The organism is Phytohabitans flavus (assembly GCF_011764545.1).
GTDB lineage: Bacteria > Actinomycetota > Actinomycetes > Mycobacteriales > Micromonosporaceae > Phytohabitans > Phytohabitans flavus.
In genome coordinates this window covers 7030263-7056554 of record NZ_AP022870.1, presented here as the reverse complement: position 1 = coordinate 7056554, position 26292 = coordinate 7030263, and the positions used below count along the sequence as shown (strand labels likewise).

General features: G+C 70.7%; 21 protein-coding genes and 4 pseudogenes. 13 read left to right on the top strand and 12 right to left on the bottom strand.

Translation table 11 applies throughout. The annotated features are described in order from the left end of the window. Window positions 1–59 precede the first annotated feature (59 nt). Genes Pflav_RS30950 through hemB form a run of 5 tightly spaced genes read left to right on the top strand, consistent with a single transcriptional unit; the run spans window position 60 to window position 5664 of the window. On the top strand, window positions 60–833 hold the full coding sequence (locus Pflav_RS30950) for a redox-sensing transcriptional repressor Rex (RefSeq protein ID WP_173040286.1): 774 nt from the start codon (window positions 60–62) through the stop codon (window positions 831–833). Beyond that, the gene (locus tag Pflav_RS30945) at window positions 830–2182 is read left to right on the top strand and encodes a glutamyl-tRNA reductase (RefSeq protein ID WP_173040284.1); all 1353 of its coding nucleotides are present in this window, start codon (window positions 830–832) and stop codon (window positions 2180–2182) included. The genes Pflav_RS30950 and Pflav_RS30945 overlap by 4 nt, the downstream gene beginning before the upstream one ends. Further along, a complete protein-coding gene (gene hemC, locus Pflav_RS30940) occupies window positions 2179–3111 on the top strand; it encodes a hydroxymethylbilane synthase (protein WP_173040282.1) in 933 nt (310 codons plus the stop codon). Before Pflav_RS30945 ends, hemC begins: the two co-directional genes overlap by 4 nt. Next, window positions 3095–4675, top strand: a complete 1581-nt coding sequence (locus Pflav_RS30935; RefSeq protein ID WP_173040281.1) for a bifunctional uroporphyrinogen-III C-methyltransferase/uroporphyrinogen-III synthase — start codon at window positions 3095–3097, stop codon at window positions 4673–4675. Before hemC ends, Pflav_RS30935 begins: the two co-directional genes overlap by 17 nt. Next, window positions 4675–5664: a porphobilinogen synthase gene (gene hemB / locus Pflav_RS30930; protein ID WP_173040279.1), complete on the top strand. Its 990-nt coding sequence runs from the start codon at window positions 4675–4677 to the stop codon at window positions 5662–5664. Before Pflav_RS30935 ends, hemB begins: the two co-directional genes overlap by 1 nt. Before the next feature lie 300 nt (window positions 5665–5964). On the opposite strand, the pseudogene Pflav_RS30925 reads toward hemB, so the two are convergent. From Pflav_RS30925 to Pflav_RS46460, 5 genes and pseudogenes are all read right to left on the bottom strand, one after another. Beyond that, window positions 5965–9167: pseudogene (locus Pflav_RS30925) on the bottom strand (lamin tail domain-containing protein). 83 nt (window positions 9168–9250) lie between these two features. Beyond that, window positions 9251–10255, bottom strand: a complete 1005-nt coding sequence (locus Pflav_RS30920) for a GNAT family N-acetyltransferase (RefSeq protein WP_173042728.1) — start codon at window positions 10253–10255, stop codon at window positions 9251–9253. A gap of 73 nt (window positions 10256–10328) precedes the next feature. Next, window positions 10329–10925, bottom strand: coding sequence for a lytic transglycosylase domain-containing protein (locus tag Pflav_RS46470; protein WP_232072118.1), 597 nt, complete (start codon window positions 10923–10925; stop codon window positions 10329–10331). Next, the gene (locus tag Pflav_RS46465) at window positions 10922–11143 is read right to left on the bottom strand and encodes a hypothetical protein (protein WP_232072116.1); all 222 of its coding nucleotides are present in this window, start codon (window positions 11141–11143) and stop codon (window positions 10922–10924) included. The genes Pflav_RS46470 and Pflav_RS46465 overlap by 4 nt, the downstream gene beginning before the upstream one ends. Beyond that, entirely contained in the window at window positions 11140–11625 is a 486-nt protein-coding gene (locus Pflav_RS46460) for a hypothetical protein (protein ID WP_232072114.1), read from the bottom strand. Before Pflav_RS46460 ends, Pflav_RS46465 begins: the two co-directional genes overlap by 4 nt. 164 nt (window positions 11626–11789) lie before the next feature. On the opposite strand from Pflav_RS46460, the gene Pflav_RS30910 reads away from it, so the two are divergent. Together Pflav_RS30910 and Pflav_RS46455 are read left to right on the top strand one after the other, a co-directional pair. Further along, window positions 11790–12017: an FmdB family zinc ribbon protein gene (locus tag Pflav_RS30910; RefSeq protein ID WP_173040275.1), complete on the top strand. Its 228-nt coding sequence runs from the start codon at window positions 11790–11792 to the stop codon at window positions 12015–12017. Between the two features lie 252 nt (window positions 12018–12269). After that, window positions 12270–15018: pseudogene (locus Pflav_RS46455) on the top strand (ATP-binding protein); the annotation flags it as partial. Window positions 15019–15069: 51 nt separating this feature from the next. On the opposite strand, the gene Pflav_RS30895 reads toward Pflav_RS46455, so the two are convergent. Both Pflav_RS30895 and Pflav_RS30890 read right to left on the bottom strand, forming a co-directional pair. Further along, a complete protein-coding gene (locus Pflav_RS30895) occupies window positions 15070–15582 on the bottom strand; it encodes a phospholipase (protein ID WP_173040271.1) in 513 nt (170 codons plus the stop codon). 121 nt (window positions 15583–15703) lie between these two features. Further along, a complete protein-coding gene (locus Pflav_RS30890) occupies window positions 15704–17308 on the bottom strand; it encodes a glycoside hydrolase family 10 protein (RefSeq protein WP_173040269.1) in 1605 nt (534 codons plus the stop codon). Window positions 17309–17424: 116 nt separating this feature from the next. Between Pflav_RS30890 and Pflav_RS30885 the strand changes: the two genes are divergently transcribed. Then, entirely contained in the window at window positions 17425–17664 is a 240-nt protein-coding gene (locus tag Pflav_RS30885; RefSeq protein WP_173040267.1) for a hypothetical protein, read from the top strand. Between the two features lie 51 nt (window positions 17665–17715). Here Pflav_RS30885 and Pflav_RS30880 read toward each other — a convergent pair whose 3' ends face one another. Next, window positions 17716–18750: a 2-oxoacid:ferredoxin oxidoreductase subunit beta gene (locus Pflav_RS30880; RefSeq protein ID WP_173040265.1), complete on the bottom strand. Its 1035-nt coding sequence runs from the start codon at window positions 18748–18750 to the stop codon at window positions 17716–17718. Beyond that, a complete protein-coding gene (locus tag Pflav_RS30875) occupies window positions 18743–20590 on the bottom strand; it encodes a 2-oxoacid:acceptor oxidoreductase subunit alpha (protein ID WP_173040263.1) in 1848 nt (615 codons plus the stop codon). Before Pflav_RS30875 ends, Pflav_RS30880 begins: the two co-directional genes overlap by 8 nt. 180 nt (window positions 20591–20770) lie before the next feature. Here Pflav_RS30875 and ndhC point away from each other — a divergent pair, with 180 nt between their 5' ends. Further along, the gene (gene ndhC / locus Pflav_RS30870) at window positions 20771–21148 is read left to right on the top strand and encodes an NADH-quinone oxidoreductase subunit A (RefSeq protein WP_173040261.1); all 378 of its coding nucleotides are present in this window, start codon (window positions 20771–20773) and stop codon (window positions 21146–21148) included. A gap of 4 nt (window positions 21149–21152) precedes the next feature. On the opposite strand, the gene folP is transcribed toward ndhC, so the two are convergent. Then, complete coding sequence (gene folP / locus Pflav_RS30865) at window positions 21153–22019, bottom strand: dihydropteroate synthase (protein ID WP_173040260.1); 867 nt, start codon at window positions 22017–22019, stop codon at window positions 21153–21155. Between the two features lie 64 nt (window positions 22020–22083). Here folP and Pflav_RS30860 point away from each other — a divergent pair, with 64 nt between their 5' ends. From Pflav_RS30860 to Pflav_RS30845, 4 genes and pseudogenes are all read left to right on the top strand, one after another. Further along, window positions 22084–22809 (top strand): DivIVA domain-containing protein, encoded by a 726-nt coding sequence (locus Pflav_RS30860; protein WP_173040259.1) that lies wholly within the window; start codon window positions 22084–22086, stop codon window positions 22807–22809. Continuing rightward, entirely contained in the window at window positions 22806–23288 is a 483-nt protein-coding gene (locus Pflav_RS30855; RefSeq protein WP_173040258.1) for an SRPBCC family protein, read from the top strand. Before Pflav_RS30860 ends, Pflav_RS30855 begins: the two co-directional genes overlap by 4 nt. Then, window positions 23288–23857: a DNA-3-methyladenine glycosylase I gene (locus tag Pflav_RS30850; protein ID WP_173040257.1), complete on the top strand. Its 570-nt coding sequence runs from the start codon at window positions 23288–23290 to the stop codon at window positions 23855–23857. The genes Pflav_RS30855 and Pflav_RS30850 overlap by 1 nt, the downstream gene beginning before the upstream one ends. A 12-nt stretch (window positions 23858–23869) precedes the next feature. Continuing rightward, window positions 23870–24456: pseudogene (locus Pflav_RS30845) on the top strand (hypothetical protein). A 67-nt stretch (window positions 24457–24523) separates the two neighbouring features. Here Pflav_RS30845 and Pflav_RS30840 read toward each other — a convergent pair. Then, entirely contained in the window at window positions 24524–25315 is a 792-nt protein-coding gene (locus tag Pflav_RS30840) for an enoyl-CoA hydratase-related protein (protein ID WP_173040256.1), read from the bottom strand. A gap of 60 nt (window positions 25316–25375) precedes the next feature. Then, window positions 25376–26177 (bottom strand): annotated as a pseudogene (locus tag Pflav_RS30835) (PaaX family transcriptional regulator). Window positions 26178–26292 lie beyond the last annotated feature (115 nt).

Below are 26292 nucleotides of genomic sequence, written 5' to 3'. Positions count from 1 at the left end.
CACTAGCACGGCCCTCGGAGGCTGTCGACGGTGGGTTTCCCCACGGAGCACGGAGTCACATGAGCCAGCAGCGCCCCGGTGGTCAGTCCGGGCAGCCCGGTGCCGTTCCGGCCCTTCCGGACCTGCCGGAGGCCACGGTGGCCCGCCTTCCGGAATACCTCCGTGCGCTGCACAACCTCGCCGAGACAGGCCACGACACCGTCTCCAGCGAGGGCCTTGCCGCCGCCGCCGGGGTCAACTCGGCAAAGCTCCGCAAAGACCTGTCCCACCTGGGGTCGTATGGGACGCGTGGCGTCGGCTACGACGTGGCCCTGCTGATCGAGCAGATCGAGTATGTGTTGGGTCTCACCCAGCGCCGGGCGGTTGCCCTGGTCGGCGTGGGTAACCTCGGTCATGCCCTCGCCGGTTACGCGGGCTTCGCTACCCGGGGTTTCCGCATCGCCGCCCTATTCGACGCTGATCCGTCCCGCGTGGGCGAGCAGATAAGCGGGCTGGTCGTCCGCCATATCGAAGACCTCGCGGAGATCGCTGCCGCCGAGTCGATCGCCATTGGCGTGATCGCGACTCCGGCCGCCGCCGCGCAAAGCGTCGCCGATCAGTTGGTCGCCGCGGGTGTTACGAGCATCCTCAACTTCGCTCCTTGCGTACTCTCGGTACCGGAGGGGGTCGATGTTCGCAAGGTCGATCTGGCGATCGAGTTGCAGATCCTCTCGTTCCACGAGCACCGCAAGGCATCGCTCACCTCGTTGCCGGCCACCGGCCCCACGGGTGGGCTCACGGCGTTGCCGGGCGGACTGTCCGCCACCGGCACGGAGGAGGCGGTCGGCACGTGAACCTCATCGTGGTAGGCGCGTCGTACCGTACGACGCCGGTATCGACCCTTGAGCAGATCGCCGTCGCCCCCACTGACCTCGCCGCCGTCCACGACCGGCTCCTCGCCCAGTCGTACGTGAGCGAGGCCGTCGTGCTCTCCACGTGCAACCGCGTAGAGGTGTACGCGGCGGTCAACGGCTTCCACGGCGGCCTCGGCGAGATCTGTGCGGTCCTTGGCGAGCAGGCCGGGCGCACGTCGACCGACCTGGCCGAGCACCTGTACGTACACTACGAGGCCGCCGCGGTGCAGCACGCCTTCCGGGTGGCCACCGGCCTCGACTCGATGGTCGTCGGCGAGGCGCAGATCCTGGGGCAGCTCCGCGAGGCGTACCAGGCGGCGATCGAGCACGGGAGCACCGGCCGGCTGCTGCACGAGCTGATGCAGCAGGCCCTGCGGGTGGGCAAGCGGGCGCACACGGAGACCGGCATCGACCGGGCCGGCCAGAGTGTGGTGACCGCCGCGCTGGGCGTGGCCGCGTCCGCGCTCGCCGGTGACCACGACTGCCCGCTCGGCTGCGACTGCGAGCACCCAACCACGGATCTGGCCGGCCGTCCGGCGCTGGTGATCGGCGCGGGCGCGATGGGTGCGCTCTCGCTGGCCACGCTGGCACGTTCCGGCGCCGGCCCGCTGAGCGTGACCAACCGCGGCGCGGAGCGGGCCGAGCGGCTCGCCGCGGCGTATGGGGCGACGGCGGTACCCTTCGCCGACCTGGCCACCGCGATGTCCGGCGTCGACGTCGTGGCCACCGCGACCGCGTCGACCGAGCATGTGCTGACCCGCGAGGCTGTGGCCCGCGCGGTCGATGGGCGCGACCGGCCGCTGATCATCCTCGACCTGGCGGTGCCGCGCGACGTCGAGCCGGCGGCCGCCGAGGTGCCGGGCGTCGTGGTGATCGACATCGATCGCCTTGCCGCCAGCCTGCGCACCGGCCCGGCCGCTGCCGACGAGGCCGCGGTCGAGGCGATCGTGGCCGCCGAGGTGGAGTCGTTCCTCGGCTGGCTGCGGGGCGCCGACGTCGCACCCACGGTCGCCGCGCTGCGTACCCGCGCCGACGACGTGGTTACCGCTGAGCTGCGCCGGCTGGCCCAGCGCCGCCCCGACCTGACCGACCAGCAGCGCGCCGACGTGGCACACACCGTGCACCGGGTCGTGCAGCGGCTGCTCCACTCGCCGACCGTACGGGTGCGCCAGCTCGCCGCGGAGCCCGGGGGCGACCAGTACACCGCGCTGCTGCGCGAGCTGTTCGACCTCGAGGTGCCGCGCAGCGCCCAGGCCGGCGAGGTGCCCGACCTGGAGGATCACTCGTGAGCTTGCGGCTCGGCACGCGTGGGAGCGCGCTCGCCCTCGCCCAGTCCCAGCAGGTCGCCGACAGCCTGCGCGCGGCGACCGGTCGCGACGTGGAGCTTGTGGAGATCGTGACGGCTGGCGACCGGTCGAGTGCGCCGGTGCCACAGCTCGGCGTGGGCGTCTTCGTGTCCGCCCTGCGCGACGCGCTTGTCGCCAAGGAGATCGACTTCGCCGTCCACTCGTACAAGGACCTCCCCACCGCGCCGGCCGACGGGTTGCACATCGCCGCCATACCGCCGCGGGAGGACCCGCGCGACGCGCTCGTGGCCAGCGGTAACCGCACGCTCGCGGAGCTGCCGCCCGGGGCCCGCGTGGGCACCGGCGCGCTGCGGCGGATGGCCCAGCTGCGTGCGCTCGGCTTGCAGTTGGAGGTCGTGCCGATCCGGGGCAACGTCGACACTCGCCTGCGCAAGGTGAGCGAGGGTGAGCTGGACGCGGTCGTGCTGGCCCGTGCCGGCATCGCCCGCCTCGGGCGCACCGCCGAGATCACCGAGACTCTCGATCCGATGCTCATGCTGCCCGCCCCGGCTCAGGGTGCGCTTGCGGTGGAGTGCCGGATCGACGACGAAGACCTGGTCGAGCTGCTGGGGAGGCTCGACCACGCACCGACCCGCGCCGCGGTCACCGCGGAGCGGGCGTTGCTGGCCACGCTGGAGGCCGGGTGCAGTGCTCCGGTGGCCGCCTTCGCCGAGGTCGCCGAGGGCGACAGCGGTGAGGAGATCTACTTGCGCGGTGCGGTGATCAGTCCGGATGGCACCCGAGACATCCGGCTGTCCCGCACCGGTACGCCCGCCGCCGCGGCGGAGATCGGACGGGCTCTCGCCGCCGATCTTGTCGAGAGCGGCGCCGAGACCCTAATTGGGAGCACAGAAAATGAGCCGCACCCGTAAGCCCGCAGGCCGGATTGCCTTCGTCGGGGCCGGTCCCGGCGATCCTGGCCTGCTGACCCGCCGGGCGCACGCCGCGCTTACGGAGGCCGACCAGGTCGTCTACGACCGGGGCGTCTCCGAGCCGCTGCTCGACGCGATCCGTGCGGAAGCCAAGAGCGACACCCAGTTCAGCCCGGCCGAGGGGGCACCGGGCGACGTGGCCAAGGTCCTGATCTCCGCGGCCCGTTCCGGCCTCCAGGCGGTACACCTTGTCGCGGGCGACCCGTTCGGCCACGACTCCGTGGTCAAGGAGGTGCAGGCGGTCGCGCGTACCGCCGTGCACTTCGAGGTGGTGCCCGGCGTCGGCCAGGCCGAGGGCGTCTCCACCTACGCCGGCGTGCCGCTGCCCGGCGTGCGCACGGCCGCCGACGTCGACGACGTGTCCGCGTTGGACTTCGAGGCACTCGCCGCGGCGATCACCCGTGGCTCGCTCGCGCTCGCGGTCGACGCGGGCGACCTCGCCGCCGTACGTGACGGCCTGCTCGCCGTCGGGGTGGATGGCGAGACGGCCGTGGGCGTGACCGGCGACGGCACCGGCGAGACGCAGTACACGACGTCGTCCACCGTGGACAGCTTCGTGGCCGCCGCGCTCGGCTTCACCGGCCGCGTCGTGCTCACGCTGGGCCAGGGCGTCGCCCACCGCGACAAGCTGAGCTGGTGGGAAAACCGCCCGTTGTACGGGTGGAAGGTGCTCGTGCCCCGTACCAAGGAGCAGGCCGGCCTGATGAGCGAGGCGCTGCGGGCGTATGGGGCGATCCCGTGCGAGGTGCCGACCATCGCGGTCGAGCCGCCGCGGACGCCGGCCCAGATGGAGCGGGCGGTCAAGGGGCTTGTCGACGGCCGGTACGCGTGGGTCATCTTCACCTCCGTCAACGCGGTGCGTGCGGTCTGGGAGAAGTTCGGTGAGCACGGCCTCGACGCCCGCCACTTCGGCGGCGTGAAGATCGCCTGCATCGGCGAGGCGACGGCCGACGCGGTTCGTGCGTTCGGCATCCAGCCCGAGCTAATCCCGGCGGGCGAGCAGTCGAGCGAGGGCCTGCTGGCTGAGTTCTCGCCGCACGACGAGGTGCTCGACCCGGTCGGCCGCGTGCTGCTGCCGCGCGCCGACATCGCGACCGAGACGCTCGCGGCCGGCCTGAGCGAGCGCGGATGGGAGGTCGACGACGTCACCGCGTACCGCACGGTGCGCGCCGCGCCGCCACCCGCCGAGATCCGGGACGCCATCAAATCGGGCGGCTTCGATGCGGTTCTCTTCACGTCGTCCTCCACGGTGCGTAACCTGGTGGGTATCGCCGGTAAGCCACACACCCGCACAGTGGTCGCCGTGATCGGCCCGAAGACGGCCGAGACGGCGACGGAGTTTGGCCTCCGGGTCGACGTCCAGCCCCCACACGCGTCCGTCCCAGACCTTGTCGAGGCCCTCGCCGGGTATGCCGTGGAGCTGCGCGAGAAGCTGGCCGCCATGCCGGCCAAGCAGCGCCGTGGTTCGAAGGTGCAGGGGCCCACCGCCCTTAGGTTCCGGTGATGTCCTTCCCTGACGTGCGCCTGCGGCGCCTGCGCCGCACGCCCGCGATGCGCCGGCTGGTCGAGGAGACCAAGCTGGCCCCGTCCGAGCTGATCCTCCCGATGTTCGTCAAGGAAGGCCTGACCGAGCCGCGCCCGATCGCGTCAATGCCGGGCGTCCTCCAGCACACGCGCGACTCGCTGCGCAAGGCGACGGTCGAGGCGGCCGAGGCCGGTATCGGCGGCATCATGCTCTTCGGCGTGCCAGCCACGGAGTCGAAGGACGAGACCGGTTCGGCCGGCATCGACCCCGACGGCATCCTCAACGCCGCGCTGCGCGACGTGGTCGCCGAGGTCGGCGACGCCACCGTGGTGATGAGCGACCTGTGCCTGGACGAGTTCACGTCGCACGGCCACTGCGGCGTGCTCGCGCCGGACGGCTCGGTCGACAATGACGCCACGCTGGCCATCTACGCCGAGATGGCGGTGGCCCAGGCCGCCGCCGGCGCGGCCGTGGTCGGCCCGTCCGGCATGATGGACGGCCAGGTAGGCGTGGTGCGCAAGGCGTTGGACGCCGCCGGGTACCAGGACGTCACAATCCTGGCGTACGCGGCCAAGTACGCCTCGGCGCTCTACGGCCCCTTCCGCGACGCGGTGGAGTCCTCCCTGGTCGGCGACCGCCGCACGTACCAGCAGGACCCACCCAACTTGCGCGAGGCGCTGCGTGAGGTCGCACTGGACGTCGACGAGGGCGCGGACATCGTGATGGTCAAGCCGGCCCTGCCATACCTCGACGTGATCGCGGCCGTCCACGCGACCTTCGACGTCCCGGTGGCGGCCTACCAGATCTCCGGCGAGTACGCGATGGTCGAGGCCGCCGCGGCCAACGGCTGGCTGGACCGCGACCGCACGATGCTGGAGACGCTGACGTCGATCCGCCGGGCCGGTGCCCAGATGATCCTCACGTACTGGGCTCTCGACGCAGCCGCCGCCCTCCGCGCCCGCTACTAGGGCCTGTTTCAAAATCCTTGCCGGGCTGCGCCGGGTCCAGACGACGACCGGCGGCGCCAGGCGTAAGGCCGCATACAACGGCCGTGGGATGGTGCCGGCCAGCGTCGTGTGTCCATCACTGAGCCTGATGGTTCGCTCGCAAGCTCGCTCACGCCCGGTATGCGACCTTGCGCCCGACTTGCCGGATCGCCGCCTGGATCCCGGCTCGCCTCGACAATCCTTTTGAAACAGGCCCTAGCCCCAAAACGCCGCTGCCCCTGCCGAGCGTGAGCTCGACAGGGGCAGGCGGGTGAAGCTGGCTCAGTCGTCGTTGACGATCGTGCCGTAGGCGATCGGGTCGCCGGACCACTGGCCGGGCAGCGAGCCGACCAGCAGCGCGAGCTTCTCGTCGGGCTCGCGCTTGCGGTCGCCGTTGACCGACACGGTGAAGGTGGCCGTAGTGGCGCCAGCCGGCATCACCGTGCAGCGGACCAGGGTGTCGAAGTCCGAGCCGGGCATCGCGGTTACGCCCAGCGTGGCGGCGCACAGCACGATCGGCTGGGGCACCGGGCGGGAGGCCGTCACCGTGAAGGTCATCGGCGTCTCACCCCGGTTGCCCTCCACCACCGACACGTCGGCGATGGACAGCGTGGGCTTGGACCGGAAGCGGGCGACCTGCGGGTCGTGGTCGCTGGAGCCGCGCGAGCCGTCGCCGTCGTAGTTTGCCGCCCAGTCGGCGTTGACGTGGGCCGCCCGCATCTGCACGAGGTCAGCGCGGAGCGTGGGGCTGACGAAGAGGTGGTCGAGCGTCTGCGCCTGGCCCTCGAAGACGTACGAGTACGCCGACTCGGGCTTGTCCGCGGCGAGGTCCTCCCACAGGTTGTGCAGCCCGGCGTTGTAGAGCGGGGCGAGCTGGTCCGAGACAGGCTGCACCGGGTCGTCGGGGCGGGGAAGACGTTGAGGTCACCGCCGTACACCACGCGGGCGCCGGCACCGATCGCGGTCACGATCGCGGCGCCGTACGCGGCCTGCTCGCGCCGCTGGCCGATGCGACCGTCCGGAGTGGACGAGTAGTGGTTGCTGACCGCCCACACCGTGAACTTGTCCGACGATCCCGGCGCGGCCGCGACCGTGAACTTGCCCACCTGCGGCGCCCGGGTGAAGACGTCCGAGCCGTCCACGCCGGTGGAGGTGTCCACGTCGGCGGGGAGGTCGGCGTTGAGCACCTTCGGGTTCTGCACCTCCGTGTTGTACGCCAGCCCGGGCGCCCGGTACGACACGGTGGGCGCCGAGCCCAGCACCGGGTCGTTCGCGGCGGCCGGGGCGAGCGACACCCGGTCGGTGCGGTACAGGAACGCGGCCGTGATGCCCCGGTCGTCCGCGCCGTCCCGGTCGTACGCCGCGGCGTAGGCGGGGCCACGGGCCGAGCGGATGCGCAGCGCGAGCTCCTGGAGTGTGTCGGGCGCGCCGTCCGCGTTGTCCACGGTGCCGCAGACCAGCGAGGTGCCCGAGACCGAGCAGATGTCCTGGTCCTCGGCCTCCTGCACCAGGATCAGGTCCGGCGAGTGCAGGTCCTTGACGATCTGGTCAGCGAGGTTGCCGAGCTGTGCCTGGTACTCCTCCTCCGACAGCGGCACGTAGTCGAACGGCGGGCTCACGCCAGGGCAGCCGGAGTTGCCGAGGAAGTCGCAGCCGTCGAACGGGTCGTCGCGGAAGTCGTACAGGTTTTCCACGTTGTACGTCGCGACCGCGAACTCACGGTCACGGGAGGCCGCGGACGGCGGTGCGTTGTTGGCCGGCGAGGTGCCGGAGGCGATCGAGGCCGAGACCGCCTGGACGCCGAACTTCTCGAACGAGAAGTAGAGGCCACCGACCGCGTCGGCGGTCAGCTTGTCGAACGTGTGCGCCGGCGGGAGCAGCGTCGTGTTGTCCTGTGCGGCCCACTTCACGCCCATGCTGCCGAGCATGATGCGCTCGCCGTTGCCGTCGTCGAAGGTCTGGCCAGGCACATTGTCGCTCGGGTGCGCGTCGCGGAAGACGCGGCGGCCGAACTGGTTGCCCCGGTCGAGCAGCGCCGAGTCCTTGTCCACCAGCCACACCTCGGAGTCGGCGGTCGAGGCGAAGACGTCCCGCCCGCTGACCACGCCGCTGCCGGCGCGTACCCGGATCTGCTCGCCCTCGTGCCGCTCCCAAAAGCGGTCGGCGGCGGTCAGGTCGAGCGGCGGCCGCGCGTCGGTGACCGCCACGTCGGTCACGCCCGTGGCGAGCACCCGCACGAGCGAGGCGCTGGAGAGCTGGGTCAGGTTGAAGAACTCCGACACCCGGCCGCGCAGCACGACCTCGTCGCCGACGACCGGCTCGTACCCGCCGATCAGGCTGCTGAAGGTGTTCATGAACACGAAGAGGCCGTCGGAGGTGAGCGGGTCACCGTCCTCGGTGCCGGCCCGGCTCTGGAGGAAGAAGCCGTACTGGTTGGCGCCGGCCGAGGTGCGGGCCAGCGTGCGCTGGGTGATCACGCCGCGGACGTCGTAGAGCGTGCTGCTCGTCCCGTTGCCGGAGGCCGGCGCGAGCGGCGAGCGGTCCAGCTTGCCGTCCTCGGCGTCGGCGGTCTGGCCCTGCACCTCGCCGATCGAGAGCACGGTCGTGACCTGCACGGTGAAGCCGCAGGTGGCGGTCGTGCCGTCGGTGTCGGTCGAGGTGACCGTCACGGGGTACGTACCGGCGGGCAGGTCGGCACCGGCGGTGACCACCGCGGTGGCGGTGCCACCGGTCGCGGTCGCCGGGGTGAACGAGGTCCGCGTGATCGCGGCGTGCGGCGCGGTGACCGCCAGCTCGACGATGGTGTCGTCCACGTCGGTCGCGGTGACTTCGCGGGTCGCGGCCACACCGAGGGACGTGGTGAGCGTGCTGCCGCAGGAGAGCGAGGCGGGAGCGTCACCGCCGCCACCGGTCGAGTGGGTGCCCAGACCGTCGAACGTGTCGGTCGCGAAGCCCTCCCACTGCGTGGCGGGGTCGAAGGCGTCACTGGGGTCGGTGTCCGGGGCCGTAACCCGCCGCAGCGTGTTGTCCGCCGTGCTGGTGAGGCCGGTGCCCCACTCGGTGCCCGGGTCCGCGCCCACCTGGCCGATGGCGTCGACAACCTCGGCCGCGGCGCCCTTGACCAGCACGACCGCGTCGTCGCCGTTGAAGAGGCCGGAGCCGGTGGTCTGGTCGGCCTGCGCGAGGATCGCGGCGGAGGCGGAGGAGTGGGCGAAGACGAACACCTCGCCGTCGGCCACCGTGCCGGTCAGCGCGAAGTTTGTCGAGGTGGTGGCCCCGTTGAAGTACATCCGAAGCTGGTATCCGGCGGCCGCGAGGTCGATCGCGGCACCAGTACCGTTGAATATCTCGATCGCCTTGTTGTTGGACGATCCTTCGATGTACTCAGATATGAATAAGTCGGTCGGCGCGGCCGACGCTGCGGCGGGCGCGAGCCCGACCGAGGCGACCGTGATCGCGACCAGAGCGCACAAGCGGCGGCGCATGCATTCCTCCAGGTAGACGGCAGATCAACGCACGTTAAGTGGTTGATCCGACCCACGTCTGTCGCCTGGGTGTCATCTAGGTGTCACGTTTTCGGATCGAGACGGTGGAGCAGGTCCGGAACGTCCGCTCCGTACTCATACCACTCGCGATCTGCCATGAATCCCAGCTCAGCGTTCACTTTGAGCATCGGCTCGTTGTCCGGAGCGTTCCACGTCTGGACTTCGGTGAGGCGGGGCTCGGCCGAGCGGAGCTCGACGAGCATGCGCGCCTTGAGCGCCCGGTCGATGCCGTAGCCGCGGTGCTCGGGCACCACGATCGTGTCGTACTGATCGGCGCGGGTGGGGTGCTGGGCGGGCACGACCACCTCGGTCAGCCCGGCGACCGCACCGGTGCGCTCGTGGATCGCCAGCACGATGTACGGCTTCATACCGCGCCGATGCAGGCAGGCGAGGCTGTCCCGGAGCCGCTCCGGATCGTACGAACTCGGGCGCAGGTCGAGATCGCCGTCGTCGACGTCGCGGACAGCCGCCTTTGCCACGGCGTAGCCCTCGATCAGCTCATCAGGCGGTCCGCCCGGGAAATACTCCACGCGGTAGCCGTCGCCGATGGTGCCGGCCGTCTCGCCTACCGCAAGCCAATCCACCGTGGACAGCTTGAGCACACTTCGGGTCTCCACATACTCCCTGGCGAAGCCGAGCGACTCGTAGAACGCCACGGCCGGTGTGCCGCCGACCACCTCGACACCGATCGCGGAAAAGCCCTCGTCGTAGACCCGGCGGACGACCTTGGTGAGCAGTGTCTGGGCCAGGCCGGTGCGGCGCATCGACGGGTGGACGAAAAGCTCGACCACACCGATGTCACCGAGCAAAAGCACATTGGCATGGCCGGGAAGGCGACCGGACTCGTCCTCGGCCAGCCAGGAGATCCGCCGCTCGCCGGGCATGGTCTCCGACTGGTACTCCCGCAGGAACGAGTCCTGCCATGGGGGATCTTCGGGGAGGTCGGCCGCGAGCACCGCGTTGAGAGTGTCCAGCAGGGACTCGATCTCGGCGGGTGACGCGGTCCGCGGATCCCACTCGCGCACCATCACCCGTACAGCTTGCCGTTATCCGAAGGTGAGCGGAAGGGTCTTGTCCCTTGAAAGTGCCTGAGAGGTGACGCTACGTGCGGCTGCGGTTTCCGTAGTCGTTTGCCGCGTCAAACACCGCTTGGGCATAACGGCGCACGTCATTGTAGGAGAGGATGGCGTTCCACCAGTCGGTGGCAAGATCCAGGTTGCGGCCGCCCTGGCACAGATAGTTACCGGCGGCGAGGGCGGCGTCGTCGATGTCATTGACGTCTTTGAGGCCGTCGTTGTCCGCGTCGACCTCGTGTTGCTTCCACGTCGACGGGATGAACTGCATCGCGCCCACCGCGCGGTCATACGTGATGTCACCGTCCATCACGCCGTCGTCGGTGTCGTTGATCCGCTGGGTGTCACCTGTGCCGTCGAGCACCGGCCCGAGGATGCGTGGCGACGATTCGCCGTCGTCACCGAGCACGGCGTTGTGGCGGCCGTGGTTGGACTCGATCTTGGCGATCGCCGCGAGGGTCGTCCACTTGAGATGGCACTGCGGCCGCGTCTGGTTGAGGACGAGCTCGGCGTACCCATACGCCTGCATCGCCACCCACGGGACCTCCAGCTTGTTGCCGGTCTGGCTGGCCCAGGCGGCGAGCACGTCGGCCGGGCGGCTGCCGGCCGGCGGACCGGTGGTCACGGTCGCGCCGGGCGACGGTGTGGCGCCGCCGAAAACCGGGGGCCGGTCGAGGGCGCTGGCGGCAGGCCATCCGAGAACGTCGGCGCGGGCAAGGTGGTGTCCTCGACCGGCATGCTCGGCGCCAACTGGCGCGAGCCAGCGGTCATCGGAAGCGCGATCGCGCCCGCGGTCACGCCGCCCACGATCAACACGAGCAGCAGTACCATCGGCAGCGTCACCCGGCCGCTCGGCCCCCGGACCAGGCCCGCACGTCGCGGGCCATCTTCCGGGCCCGAGGCGCGCGCCGAAGAGCATGCGCGAAACGCACCCGCCGTCGTGCTCCAGCAGGAGTCGGTGGTACGGCAGCCGAGGCGGCCGCCTGGGTGACCGTGGGCAGATCGGTGCCTGGTGTTGTGGTGTCCGCCGCGGGGGCGGGAGGCGTCGCCGCGGGCGCCGCCTCACCCTTTTCGTCACCTGAATCAGGGCGTGCCCACTCCGAGCGCGGCCCGGACGCGTCAGCCTCGTCCGGTGCGGTCTCCGGCTTGTCGGTCTCGGGCTCCGCGATCTCGGCCTTGGGCTCGACGACCTCGGACTCGACGGTCTCGGCCTTCGGCTCGACGGCCTCGGGCTCGGGCGTCTCGGCCTTGGCGGGCACGGGCTCGACGGGCACGGTCGGCTCCGGCGCCACCTTCTCGGTTGTCGCCGCGAGTCTTTCTGGCACGCCCCGGCCACCGGCTCCTCCGGTGCCGCGCCAGAACTGCCCAGCGGTCCAGCCCACTCGGGCGCAGCCGAACGCAGCGGCCGCTCCCGTCTCGCCTCCCCGTCCACCACGCGTCGAGTATGGCGCATCGCGCTGCGCAGTGCCCTGGTCGTACCCTGTCAGGTATGCCTCGGTACGAGTTCCGCTGTCGCGCGTGTGGTGACACCTTCGAGGTCAACCGCCCGATGACCGAGTCCGCCGATCCTGCGAGCTGTCCGCAGGGTCACGCCGACACGGTCAAGCTCCTCTCCACCGTCGCCATTACCGGGCGTGGCGGTGGATTCACGCCCAGTCCCGGTCCGGTCGCATCGGGTGGTGGCGGCTGCTGTGGTGGCGGCTGCGGCTGCGGGTAAGCGGCCCGCTGGGTAGGGCCAGAAGGTGGGTCAGATTTGACCTGTCGTGCCGCAACCCGTTCCGCCGGTCGTCGTTACGTCAGCCGTAACACCCTCGACACACCCCTCTCGTTGGCTGCTGCTTGGTTGTGATCGCACCCCTGGCTACGACCGTGGGGGCAGGTCCGTACCGGCCGTTCCTACGATGTGCCAGGTTGCGGGGGTACGGGAGCATAAACCGCGACTTCCAGGGGGGCGGAGGTTCCACGCGTGCCGGCACAACACTTGCCGAGTGGCCTGGTTACTTTCATGTTCACCGACATTGAGGGGTCAACCAGGTTGGCCCGGATGCTCGGTGCAGGCTACCGTCCGGTCTTGAGCGAGCACAGACGGTTACTACGCCGTACACTGTCCGAAAGCGACGGTACGGAGCTGTTCACCGAGGGTGACTCTTTCTTCGTCGCGTTCTCTGACGCGGGTGCGGCGATCGAGGCTTGCGCGACCGCCCAGCGGGCGTTGGCCGCGCACGAGTGGCCCTCGCCGGACTCCACCCCCAAGGTCCGCATGGGCCTGCACACCGGCCAAGCCGAGGCGGTCAACGGCGAGTACGCGAGCCCCGAGGTGCACCGCGCGGCCCGGATCTCCGCCGCGGCCCACGGTGGGCAGGTGCTCTGCTCGGCGGCGACCGCCCGCTACGCGGGAACGCTGCCGCCCGACGCTTCGCTGCTCGACCTAGGGCTGCACCGGCTACGTGGCTTCGATGACCGTGAGCGGCTGTACCAGCTTGTCGCGCCCGGCCTGGAGCTCCAGTTTCCCCGCCCACGCACCGCTGACGCGCTCGCGCACAACCTGCCGACCCAGGTGACCTCGTTCGTCGGGCGGCATGCCGAGCGGGCCGAGGTGTCCAGCCTGATGGCCGACCACCGGCTGGTGACGCTGGTAGGTGCCGGCGGCGCGGGCAAGACCCGGCTGGCGGTCGAGATGGCTGGCGGGCTCGTCGAGACGTACCAGGATGGCGTCTGGTTTGTCGATCTCGCCTCGGTGACCGACCCTGGCCTCGTCGCGTTCGCAATCGCGGCGGTGTTGGGTTTGCGGCCCGAGCCGGGCCGACCGGTGGTCGACACGCTGGCGGATTTCGCGGCGTTCCGGCGGATGCTGCTGGTGCTCGACACCTGCGACGCTCAGCTCGGCGCGACGGCCGAGGTGGTCTCGCGGCTGCTGACCGGCGGTAGCGGGATCCGGGTGTTGGCGACCAGCCGCGAGCCGTTCAACCTGCCCGGCGAGACGGTCTGGCGGATCCCGCCGCTGTCGGTGCGGCCGGGTCCGGGTGGCGGGCCGAGCGAGGCTGTGTCGCTGCTGCTGGACCGTACGACGGCGGCGCGTGGTGGCCGGCGTTCGGAGCCGACCGAGTCCGACGACCTTCAGCGGGTGGTGGCCCGGCTCGACGGGCTGCCGCTGGCGATCGAGCTGGCCGCGGCCCGGCTGCGGGTGCTGTCTGCCAGCCAGCTCGCCGAGCGCCTCGACGACGTGCTTGGCGCGCTCGACGCCGGCCGCGACGACCCTGGTGGGGCGTACGCGGGGAGGGCCGGTGGGTAGCCAGCCAGCTCGCGACCGTCGACCTGGCCCAGGCCGGCGCGGCGCGGCGGGCCGAGGCGGCCACCCGTGCGGCGACCCAGCGGCACGCGACGATCCAGGCGACGGTGACGTGGTCGTACCGGACGTTGGGGCCGCGGGCGGCTCGGCTGCTGCGGTGGCTGTCGGTCTTCGCCGGGCCGGTCGACCTGCCGACGGTGGAGTGGCTGCTCGACGACGACCCGCTGGACCCGCTCTCGGTGCTTGTCGACAAGTCGATGATCCAGGCGGAGCCGCACGCGTCCGGGACGACGTACCGGATGCTCGACCCGATCCGGGCGTACGCGGCCCGCCGGCTGGCCGAGGCCGGTGAGGAGCAGACTGCCCGCGACCGGCACGTGGCCTGGTCGCTGCACGCGATGGAGAAGGCGCACCTCGGCCCCGACCACCGGCCGGTGACGCTGTCGCTGTACGCACTGGACTCGCTCGCCGACGAGATGCGCGCCGCGTTGCGCTGGTCCGCGACTGGTGGCAGCGCGCGAGGTGGCCTGCGCCTGGCCAATGGGCTGGACCAGTGGTGGCGGGAGCGGGGCCTGGCTCGCGAGGGCAGGTTGTGGCTGTTCCGGCTGTACGGGCGGATCGCCGAGACCGGCGAGCCGATTCCCGAGGCCGAGCTCGCGGCGGCGTACCACATGCACTCGCTGCACGCCGGCGCGGACGGTGAGGTGGCCGAGGAGCTGCGTTTCTCACAGCGGGCCGAGGCCGCGGCGCGGCAGGCCGGCGACGCCGGGTTGCTGGCCGGGTGCTCACCGGCCGGGGCGGGTCCCTTGTCGACGTGGGCCAGTTCAACGACGCCGAGCGGCTCTGCCGCGAGGTGATCTCCTGGGCCGAGGCGAGCGGGGTGGCCAGCGACGCGCTGCTGGCCGTTTACACGCTGGCTGAGCTGCTGTGGCGGCGTGGCGCACTGGACGACGCGGCCGACGTGCTGGCCGGAGCCCGGCTGCTGGAGGCCGCCCGCCCGGCCGAGCGGGGCCGGCGCAGCGTCGATTTCCTGCTCGGCATGGTCGCGCTGGGCCGCCGTGACCTTGTCGCCGCTCACGACCACCTGGTCGTGGCGTTGCGCTCCCGGATGACGTACGGCTATCACAGCCGCGCCTGCGACACGATCTGCGCGATCGCGGTCCGCTGCGCGCTCGGCGGCGACGCGATCACCGCGGCCCGCCTTTTCGGCGCGGCGCAGGCCACCCGCTCGGCGCTGCGCAGCACGCCCGGCCGGTTCGGTGCCTACTGGGCGGAGCAGCAGGCCGCCGTACGGGCCACGCTGGGCGACGCGGCATTCGACGCCGCCTACGCCGAGGGTGGGGCGTTCACGGTGGAGGAGGCCGCGGCGCTGGCGCTGTCGGTCGACCACCCGGACATGGCGGTCGGCTCCCGCCGGTTCGCCGCCTGATCTAGCGAAACGCCCGGCCGCGAGTACGCGGCCGGGCGTCCGAAGGTTTGCTTAGCGGGCCGAGCCAGCCGGCAGCAGCAGCGCGGCCCGGTCGATGTCCGCGCGGCTCACGGAGCCGAAGATCGACACGGCCTGGTAGTACGTCCAGGCGAGGGCCAGGCAGGCCGGCCGGACGACCGCGTTGTACGTGTTGCACTTGCGCTTGAGGTCCTCGTAGAAGGCACTGTCCAGCCGGGACTTGTTGGCCGGGAACTGGCCGATCGCCTTGTAGTTGCGGTAGCCGAAGTCGTGCCGGTAGCAGGACAGGGCGAAGTCGAACCCGAGGGGGTTGTCCGGGCTCGACGAGCAGTAGTCGGTCGACCAGTCGAAGCCGTACGCCGCCCAGGCACCCTGGTTCTGGCGGGCGGAGTTCCAGGCGTTGTAGCTGGACACGCTGGTCTGGGTCCAGTTGGACATGACGACGGGCTTGTCGGCCGGCGCGGCCGCCGCCGGACCCGCCAGCCCCAGCAGGGTGAGCAGGGCGACAGGTACGGCGACGAGCAGGGTTGCGACCCGACGGGACACATTTCCTCCATGGGATGGAAGGGGAACCAGCCTCGGTTACCGGTGGGTCAACCGAGGTGTCCACAGTCTCGGGGGATCGCCTTGCATAAATCCTTAAATGTCGTTGACGCTGGTAGAACGCTTAGTGCATCAGGGGCCACGGCAGGCTCGGTGTGCTCTCGTTCCACAGCCGATCCAGAGCCGTGACGTAGTACGTGTATCTCGCACCCGGCGCCGCGGTCGTGTCCACGTAGGAGGTGCCGCGGGCGGTACCGATCAGGTGCGCCGCGTCGGCCAAACCGCAGCGGCCGGGCAGCGCGAGACCGTCGAAGCGGTAAACGGCGTACGACGTCGCGTGGCCCAGCGGCTGCTTCCAGCGCAGCGTCACCGCGCCGTCCGCCGCCCGCGAAGCCCCGGTCACCAGCGGAAACAGCGGTGGCGTCCGGTCGAGGTGCGGCATTTGCGGTACCAGCGCGGGGCGGGAGTAGTGCTCGGCCGCGTACATGTCGGTGGCGCCGAGCTTGTTCGCCCGTACCTGTACCGCGCTGAAGTGCACGTTGCCGTCCACTTCGGGATAGTCGCGGTTGAAGGTCAGGTGGCGGGACATCTCGGCCGGGTCCTGCCACGGCGCCGGCTGCGCGGGGTCAGCGATCTTGTAGTCGGCCTGCCCGATGTAGAGGTGCACCCGCGTGCCGGCGACCACGTCCGACCACCACGGCACGAGCTTGGCGTAGTCGGCCACGGCCAGCCCGATGTGCCAGTACACCTGGGGCAGGATGTAGTCGATCCACTCCTGCTTGACCCACTTGCGGGTATCCGCGTAGATCGCGTCGTACGACTGGAGCCCGTTCGTGTCCGAGCCGAGCGGGTCGGTCGCCTTGTTGCGCCAGATGCCGAACGGGCTGATGCCGAACTTCACCCACGGCTTGGCCGCCTTCACTTTCGCGCCGAACTCCTGGACCAGCAGGTCGATGTTGTGGCGCCGCCAGTCCGCCTTGTTCGCGAAGCCGGCGCCGTACTGCGCGAACGTCGCGTCGTCCGCGAAGTCCTGCCCAGCTGCCGGGTACGGGTAGAAGTAGTCGTCGAAGTGCACGCCGTCGATGTCGTACTTCACCACCGCGTCGAGCATCGCCCGCTGCACGAAGTCCCGTAGCGCCGGAATGCCCGGGTTGTAGTAGAGCCGCGACCCGGCCGCGTCGATCGGGTAGGGCACCGCCCACTCCGGGTGCTGCCGCACGGGGTGGTTTGGCGCGAGCTTGGTGAGGTCCGGCCCAGCGCCCTGTGGCATCGAGATCCGGTACGGGTTGAACCACGCGTGGAACTCAAGGTTGCGCGCGTGCGCCTCGGCGACCAGGAACTTCAGTGGGTCCCAGCCGGGCGAGACCCCGTCCCGCGCGCCGGTGAGCCACTCCGACCACGGCTCGTACGGCGACGGCCAGAACGCGTCAGCGGTGGGTCGCACCTGCACGATCACCGCGTTGTGGTTGAGGCGCTGGGCCAGGTCGAGCCAGGCGCGGTACTCCGCCTTGAGCTTCTCCTCGCTCTGGCCCGGCGCGCTCGGCCAGTCGATGTTCGTGACGCTCGCGATCCACATCGCCCGGAACTGCCGCTTGGGCGTGGCCGGGTTCGTCGTACAGGTGGGGGCTGCCGGCGCGGCGCTCGCGGGTGCCGCCGGCGCCACGAGCCCGCCGGCGACGACCAGCGCGGCTAGCAGCGCCCTCCCCAGGGGTCGATTCTTCGACAACATTCGCCGCCTCCTACCTCTTGGTAGAAGGAAATTTTCACAGTGGCCGCGTCGAGCGCAAGAGCGATGCCGGGGTTTTCCCTGATGCGGCGGTTGCGGGCGAGGAGCACTCTGGGTGTATGGGACGTTTCTTGGCCTGGACCGCGGTGGGTGTCGTCGCCGTGGTGGCAGTGGGTTGGATCGCGATCGCACTACTCAAGGCGCTGCTGGGTGTAGCTGTGTACCTGATCGTGGGCGCGGCCGTGATCGGCGGCGGGGTTTACCTGTACCAGAAGGGCAAGCGGGCGATCTCCCGCGACCAGCGCCTGCGTAACCGCATCGAGGCGGCGACCACCACGTACCGCCAGCGCAACCGCTGACAACACGCGGCTCCGCTCCTTGGACGGGAGCGGAGCCGATGCTTCGAATAGCTAGATGATTGTCCAGGTGTCGCCGCTGCTCAGGAGGCCGGCGAGCTGGTCCTCGGGCGTACCGGTGACCTTTGCCTTGGCCGCCTCGAGCTGGCTCTGCACGAGGTCGTCGTAGGACGGCCGGGAGACGTTGCGGAAGACCCCGATCGGCGTGTTGCGCAGGTCGAGGCCGGGCAGGCGGGAGAGGGCGAAGGCGTAGGCCGGCTCAGCCACGCCGGCGTCGTGCACGACGATCTCCTCGGGCGAGACCATGGCCGTCTCCCGTACCTCCAGGCCGAAGCCGCCGGGCGGGTGCACCACGCAGAACTGCCCGTCCTTGCCGAAGGTGATCGGCTGCCCGTGCTCCAGCCGGATCAGGTAGTCGTCGCGGGTGCCGGGGTCTTTGAGCTCGTCGAAGGCGCCGTCGTTGAAGATGTTGCAGTTTTGGTAGATCTCCACGAACGCGGAGCCGTTGTGCTCGGCGGCGGCCCGCAGCACCGATTGCAGGTGCTTGCGGTCGGAGTCGATCGTCCGGCCCACGAACGTCGCCTCGGCGCCCAGCGCCAGCGACAGCGGGTTGAACGGGGAGTCCGCCGACCCGGCCGGCGTCGACTTTGTGATCTTGCCGAGCTCCGACGTCGGCGAGTACTGCCCCTTGGTCAGCCCGTAGATCCGGTTGTTGAAGAGCAGGATCTTGAGGTTGACGTTGCGCCGGAGGGCGTGGATGAGGTGGTTGCCGCCGATCGAGAGCGCGTCGCCGTCGCCGGTGACCACCCATACCGACAGGTCAGGCCGGGTGGCGGAGAGGCCCGTGGCGATCGCCGGGGCGCGGCCGTGGATCGAGTGCATCCCGTACGTGTTCATGTAGTACGGGAAGCGGGACGAGCAGCCGATACCGGAGACGAAGACGATCCGCTCGCGCGGAATGTTCAGCTCGGGCATGAACGACTGCACGGCCGCGAGGATCGCGTAGTCACCGCAGCCCGGGCACCAGCGCACCTCCTGGTCGGACTTGAAGTCCTTCGCGGTGAGCTTCAGTGCGACTGGCTCAGGCATTCTTAACCACTTCTTCCAGCATTGTCTCCAGTTCGGCGGCGGTGAATGGCAGGCCGCGGACCTGGTTGTACGGGATGGCGTCGACGAGGAAGCGGGCCCGGATGACGTTGGCGAGCTGGCCCAGGTTCATCTCCGGAATGACGACGCGGTCATACCGGCGGAGCACCTCACCCACATTGCGTGGCATCGGGGCGAGGTGGCGCAGGTGCGCCTGGGCCACCGACTGGCCACGCTGGCGCAGCGCCCGGCAGGCGGCACCGATCGGCCCGTACGTCGAGCCCCAGCCGAGCACCAGTACCCGCGCGTCGCCGTCGGGATCCTCGACCTCCAGGTCGGGCACCTCGATCGCCTCGATCCGGGCCGCTCGGGTGCGCACCATGAAGTCGTGGTTGGCCGGGTCGTACGAGATGTCGCCGGTCTTGTCCGCCTTCTCCAGGCCGCCAATCCGGTGCTCCAGCCCCGGGGTGCCTGGGATCGCCCACGGCCGGGCGAGCGTCCGTGGGTCGCGCAGGTACGGCAGGAAGGTGCTGCCGTCCTCGCCGTTGGGCTGGGTGGCGAACTCGACGCGCAGGTCGGGCAGCGAGTCGACGTCGGGCAGCAGCCACGGCTCGGAGCCGTTGGCCACGTAGTTGTCGGAGAGCAGGATCACCGGCGTGCGGTGGGTCAGCGCGATCCTGGCCGCCTCGATCGCCGCGTGGAAGCAGTCGGAGGGGGAGCGCGGCGCGATCACCGCCACCGGCGCCTCGCCGTGCCGGCCGAAGAGCGCCATGTTGAGGTCGGCCTGCTCGGTCTTCGTGGGCATACCGGTCGACGGGCCGGCCCGCTGCACGTCGACGACGACGAGCGGCAGCTCGAGGGCGACCGCCAGCGAGATCGTCTCACCCTTGAGGGCAACGCCCGGGCCGCTGGTGGTGGTGATGCCGAGCGACCCGCCATACGCCGCGCCAAGGGCGGCGCCGATCGCCGCGATCTCGTCTTCGGCCTGCATGGTCGTGATGCCGAAGCGCTTGTGCTTGCTCAGCTCGTGGAGGATGTCCGAGGCCGGCGTGATCGGGTACGCGCCGAGGAAGACCGGCAGCTTGGAGCGCACGCCCGCGGCGATGATGCCCAGCGCGAGCGCGGCGTTGCCGGTGATGTTGCGGTACGTGCCCGGCGGCATCTTGGCCGGCTTCACCTCGTACCGGACGCTGAAGTCCTCGGTCGTCTCGCCGAAGTTCCACCCCGCCTTGAAGGCGGCGATGTTGGCCGTGACGAGCTCGGGGCGGGCGGCGAACTTGCGCTCCAGGAACCGGATCGTCGACTCGTACGGCCGGGAGTACATCCAGGACAGCAGGCCCAGGGCGAACATGTTCTTGGCGCGCTCGGCGTCCTTCTTCGAGACGTCGTGCTCGGCCAGCGCGCCCACCGTCATCGACGTGAGGCCGACCGGGTGCACCGCATACCCGTCGAGCGAGCCGTCCTCCAGCGGGTTGGCCGCGTAGCCGACCTTCGCCAGGTTGCGCTTGGTGAACTCGTCGGTGTTGACGATGATGTCCGCGCCGCGGGGCAGGTCAACCAGGTTGGCCTTGAGAGCCGCCGGGTTCATCGCCACGAGTACGTTGGGCGCGTCGCCAGGGGTAAGGATGTCGTAGTCGGCGAAGTGCACCTGGAAGCTCGACACTCCGGGCAGCGTGCCGGCGGGCGCGCGGATCTCGGCCGGGAAGTTGGGCAACGTCGAGATGTCGTTGCCCAGCTGGGCGGTCTCCGAGGTAAAGCGGTCACCGGTGAGCTGCATGCCGTCGCCTGAGTCGCCAGCGAACCGGATGACCACCCGATCCAGCTGGCGGACCTGTTTGGTCACTGACCCCTGACCTCCTTGCGAGCCGGCAGCGGCGGGTGGGCACACCCGGTTGTTCGGGCCCCGCCTTGTTTTGTTCACCCACGAGCGTACGTCCAACGACTGAGGTCATCCTTCCCCTGTCCGCCGGATGAGACCCCTAGACAGGGCAAGTAAGCAAGATCACGCGGTACGCTGCGGCAGGTGGACAGCTATCTGGGGTCGTACGCGACACTGGGTTTATTGCTGCTTGCGGGCTTTTTGGTCTTTGCCGGGGCGTTCTCGGCCAACCGGCTGCTGAGCCCGGCCAGTCCGGCCGAGCCGGCCGGCAAGCGCGAGGCGTACGAATGCGGTGTCGACCCGGTCGGCGGTGACTGGGCACAAGCCCAGATCCGTTATTACGTTTATGCTTATCTATATGTGCTCTTTGCGGTCGAGAGCGTGTTCCTGTTTCCGTGGGCGGTGGTCTTCGATCGCCCCGGCTTCGGCATGACGACCGTGGTGGAGATGGCGATCTTCGTCGCTGTGCTGGCGCTCGGCATCCTGTATGCGTGGCGCAAGCGCATCCTCCGCTGGACGTGAGCGCCTAGGCGAGTCCTCGGCGCGAGACCGCCGGGGGGCGGTCGCCCTTGATGGACGCGACCATGTCGAGCACCTGGCGGGTGGGTCGCACCTGATGGGCCCGGAAGACTCGAGCGCCGAGCCAGGCGGAGACCGCCGTCGCGGCGAGCGTGCCGGAGAGCCGCTCCGCCACTGGTAGGTCGAGGGTCTCGCCGACGAAGTCCTTGTTCGAGAGCGCGACGAGCACCGGCCACCCGGTGGCGACGAGCTCGCCCAGCCGGCGGGTCATCTCCAGCGAGTGCCGGGTGTTCTTGCCGAAGTCGTGGGCCGGGTCGATCAAGATCCCGTCGGGACGTACGCCAAGGTCGCGGGCCCGCTCGGCGAGCCGCGTGACGGTCGAGACGGCGTCCGCGACCACGTCGTCGAAGGCGGCCCGGTGCGGGCGGGTGCGCGGCCGCAGCCCACCCGCGTGCGCGCAGACGAGCCCGGCGCCGGTGGCGGCGGCCACCTCGGCGAGCGCCGGGTCCGCGCCGGCCCAGGTGTCGTTGATCAGATGGGCGCCGGCGGCCACCGCCTCCCGGGCCACCTCGGCCCGCCAGGTGTCGATCGAGATCACCACGTCGGGGTGCTCGGCGCGAACCGCGGTGATCGTGTCGACCGTACGACGGATCTCCTCGGCCGCGTCCACCTCGGCGCCCGGCCCGGCCTTGACCCCGCCGATGTCCACGATCTGCGCGCCCTCCTCGACCGCCTGGGCGACCGCGCGGAGTGCCGCGTCCGGGGAAAAGGTCGAGCCCCGGTCGAAGAACGAGTCGGGCGTGCGATTGACGATGGCCATCACGACCAGCTCACCGGGCCCGAAGACCCGTTCACCGAGGCGTAGATCGTCCATGCGTGAAAACTTAGACCGGGGTGGCGGGGTCGCCCGGTTCGGCCGGCCGTGCCACGATCGGTCCATGGGTCAGGTACTGCTTCTCGTCGTCGTGGCGTTGACCGTCGCCGCTGTCGTTTTCGGGGTCACCGTGCTGGTGACCGGCGGTGACTCGGGCCTCGGCACTGCCGAGCCGGATGGCCGCGCGGTGCCGCTGCCGGGCACCCGGCCACTGATGGAGGCTGATGTCTCGGCAGTCCGGTTCGACACGACCGTGCGCGGCTACCGCATGGCTCAGGTCGACCAGGCGTTGCGCCGGGCGGCGTACGACATCGGATACAAGGACGAACTCATCGGCGTGCTGGAGGCCGAGGTCACGGCGCTGCGTGAGGGACGCGCGAGCGAGGCAGACTCGCTGCGCCGGGCCCGCGAGGCGGCCCTGGTGCCGGCCGGCGTGGGCGTGGGCGGCGCTGGGTATGGCAGCCCGGAGCCGGGCGTCGTCGACCTTGGCGACGTCTCGAGGCCGCGCAAGGACGGCGACGAGCGTGACGAGGCCGAGGGCGTCGCGACCGCGGCCGCCGCAGGGGTCTCCGCCCTGACGGTCACGGGTGCGGCGGTGACGGCCGACGAGGTGATCGGCGACGACACCGACGACGAGGTCGACACCGATGCCGCCGACGCCGACGCCGACGACACCGCGGCGGCCGAGGCCTCCGGAGCCGAGGCGGCGGACGAGGTCGAAGACGAGCCGGACGACATCGCCGACTCGGACGCCCGCCGGACGCTCCCCGACCGGGACGAGAGGGCGTGAGCGAGGAAGAGCTTCGCTCGGCGGCCGAGCCGGGGTCGGGCGAGGTGACCGCGACGGTGATCGTCAACGCGGCGGCCGCCTCTGTCTTCAAGGCGTTCACCGCGTGGGAGCGGCAGTCCGACTGGATCCCGTTCACCAAGGTGCGCGTGGTGGAGGGGGACGGCGGCGAGGGCAGCCTGGTCGAGGCGATCACCGCGATCGGCCCGGCGGTCCTGCGCGACGAGATGCGCGTCGTACGGGTCGACCCGCCGTACGAGGTGCGTGTCGTGCACTTCGGCGGCGTCCTGCGCGGTCCTGGCGTCCTGCGCTGCACCCCGATGGGCGAGGCTCGTACGCAGGTGGTGTGGCACGAGTGGTTCCATCTGCCGGGCGGAGCCGCGGGGCGCGTAGCGTGGCCGGTGCTGTGGCCGGGCTCCAAGATGGGCCTGACCCAGGCGCTGAAGAAGTTCGCCCGGCTGGTGGAGGCTGGAAAAATCTAATGTCCGACCTCATGATCGGGGCCGATGGGCTGGCCCGGTGCGGGTGGGGCCGCACGCCCGAGTACATCGCGTACCACGACGACGAGTGGGGCCGGCCGGTGCGCACCGACGACAGCCTCTACGAGAAGGTCACGCTGGAGGCGTTCCAGTCCGGCCTGTCGTGGCTCATCATCCTTCGTAAGCGGGAGTCGTTCCGGGCCGCCTTCGACGGCTTCCACATCGAGACCGTCGCCAAGTACGGCGAGGCCGACGTGACCCGGCTGCTCGGCGACCCGGGCATCGTGCGCAACCGGGCCAAGGTAGAGGCCGCCATCAGCAACGCGCGAGCCGCCCTCGACCTGCCGGACGGGTTGGCGTCACTGCTGTGGTCGTACGCGCCGCCACCGCGCGCCCGCCGCCCGAAGTCGTTCGCCGAGGTCCCCGCGCTCACCCCCGAGTCCACCGCGATGGCAAAGGCGCTGAAGAAGAGCGGTTTCCGCTTCGTGGGCCCCACGACGGCGTATGCGCTGATGCAGGCGACCGGCATGGTCGACGACCACCTCGACGGGTGCCACGTCCAGGTCCCGTGATGGGATGGCGAGATGGCGCACTGGGCGGTGGTCATCTCGGATGAGCGGCACGAGGCAGAGCGGCTTTTTCACCACGACACGCTGGAGCTGACCGGCGTCGGCCGGCCCCGCCCGGGCCCGGTGACGAGGTGCTGGTGGTGGCCGGGCACGAGTCACCCGTCGTGGTGGCGCTCGGCCGGGTCCAGATGGTCGCGCCCGAACACGACCCGGACGACCCGCCGCCCGGCGAAGACGAGCCGCTCGTCGTGGCGTACACGCGGAGGGCCTTCGACGAGCCGGTACCGGCCGAGCGGATCGCGCTCGACCGGCCGGTGGCCCCGGTAGACCCGGACACCTTCCAGGCCATCATCGGCAGCCTCCGGCCGGCCGTCGACCGCAGTACCTGGATGGTCAGCCTCGACCTGCCGATCGAGGCGTCCTCCCCAGCGGAGGCGGTCCGCGTCTTCTGGACGTACGTGATGGAGCTCGGCCCGCGCGAGCTGCCCGCGTTCGTCTCGCCGGCCGGCGACGAGCTGGCGATGCAGGCGTTCGTGTTGGGCGAGGAGGCCAACCTCGACCCCGAGGAAGAGGACGAAGACTCGCTCGGCGACAGCGGGTGAGCATCGCAGGGAGCGCTAGCGACCGAGGAGCGGAGCAGAGCGCGCAGCCGAGCCCATTGGGCAATGTCTAGCGGCCCTCGAAGGCGGGCTTCTCCTTCGCGACGAAGGCGGCCGTGGCGTTGCGGTGGTCGGCGGTGGCACCGCAGATCGTCTGGGCCTGCGCCTCGGCCGCGAGCGCGTCGCCGAGCGTGCCGGCGTCGCCGACGGAGAGCTGACGCTTGATCGCGCCATACGCCACCGTGGGACCCGCGGCCAGCCGGGCGGCCAGCTCCTGCGCCGTGGGCAGCACAAGGTCGTCGTCGTCCAGGAGACGGGTGAGCAGCCCCAGCCGCTGCGCCTCGTCGGCGCGCACCGGCTCGGCGAGCATGAGCAGCTCGACCGCCTTGGCGTGACCGACCAGCCGGGGCAGCGACCAGGAGACGCCGGTGTCGCCGGCCAGTCCGACGTTGGCGAAGGCCATCAGAAACGTGGTCTTCGGCCCGCCGACCCGGAAGTCGGCCAGCAGTGCCAGCGACGCACCGGCGCCGGCGGCCGTACCGCGCACGGCCGCGACGACGGGCTTGGGCAGGCCGGCCAGGCGCGCGGCGATCGGGTTGTAGTGGGTGCGCACGGTGCCCAGCGGGTCGTTGCTACCCGTCTCCAGCGTGGCCGCGTGCTCCTGGAGGTCCTGCCCGACGCAGAACGCCCGCCCGGCACCGGCCAGCACCACCGCCCGGCAGGTCCGGTCCCGCTCCAGTGCGCCGAGCGCGTCCCGCAGCGCCTCTTTGAGGGCTGTGTCCAGGGAGTTGAGCGAGTCCGGCCGGTTGAGCGTGACTGTGACGACGGGGCCGTCACGCTCGACGAGAAGTGGTTCGGTCACTGAGCCTCCCTGATCGCTCGCGCACCGTCGTCGGGCGCGGGCTCCCCGCCACACGCTCGTTCACGGTTGTGCGCCCTTCTTGTCCAAGCAGAGATCCACGTACCGGTCGGCCGCCGGCCGGAGCCGGGCGGCGTGACGGTCGAAGAAGGACGCCGCGCTGGTGCCGGCCCAACGCTCGGGAGTAGGGCCGGCGGCAGCTGCGGGTCCCGGAACAAGAAGGTACGCCAGGCGTGCACGAGCCGAAATCGGGCCGCGTATGCCTCCTCGTCACTGCTGCGGCTGGTGATCCGGCCGAGCGCGTCGCGCTGCTCGGCGACGAAGTTCTCGTACGCCGAGCCGATCTCGCCGAGGTCCCAGGCCCGGCGGACCATGCCCATCGCGCCTGGCCCGCCCATCGCGTGGTTGGCGCTGAACCGCTCGTACCGGATGCCGGACTCGCTCAGCAGCCCGTCGACGTCCTCGCCCGGACGGGGCGCCACCCAGGTGCGCTCGTCCAGCGCGCCGTACCCGAGGAACGAGAGGTTGGCCGCGAGCCGCAGCCGGTCGCGCCGGGACGCCGGGGGCTCCAGGACGATCAGATCGAAGCGGCCGTCCCAGCTGATCTTGCCGGTGCGATAGATCCTGGAGGCCGCCTCGTCAAGGCGACGAGCCGCCTTGGGCGTGAGTAGATAGCCTGGTCCGGTCGAAAGCCGAAGCGGATGAAGCCACCCTTGACGGACCATACGGGACACGGCCGTACGCACCGCCGGTGGCGCGATCCCGAGCGGGGAAAGCAGCCTGACCAGGGCGGCGACCGGCGCCCGCCCGCCCCGGGGCGGAGGTAGTCGCCGTAGAGGTCAAATAGCGCCGACCGTGCCTGCATGACGGGACATTGTGACAGCCGGTTTCGGGATAAGCTAGATATTGTCACATCAATCCGGCTTCAGTTTGGGCCCAGCGGGTTTCATCAGGGAAAATCGTTGGTCGGCACCGCGGGC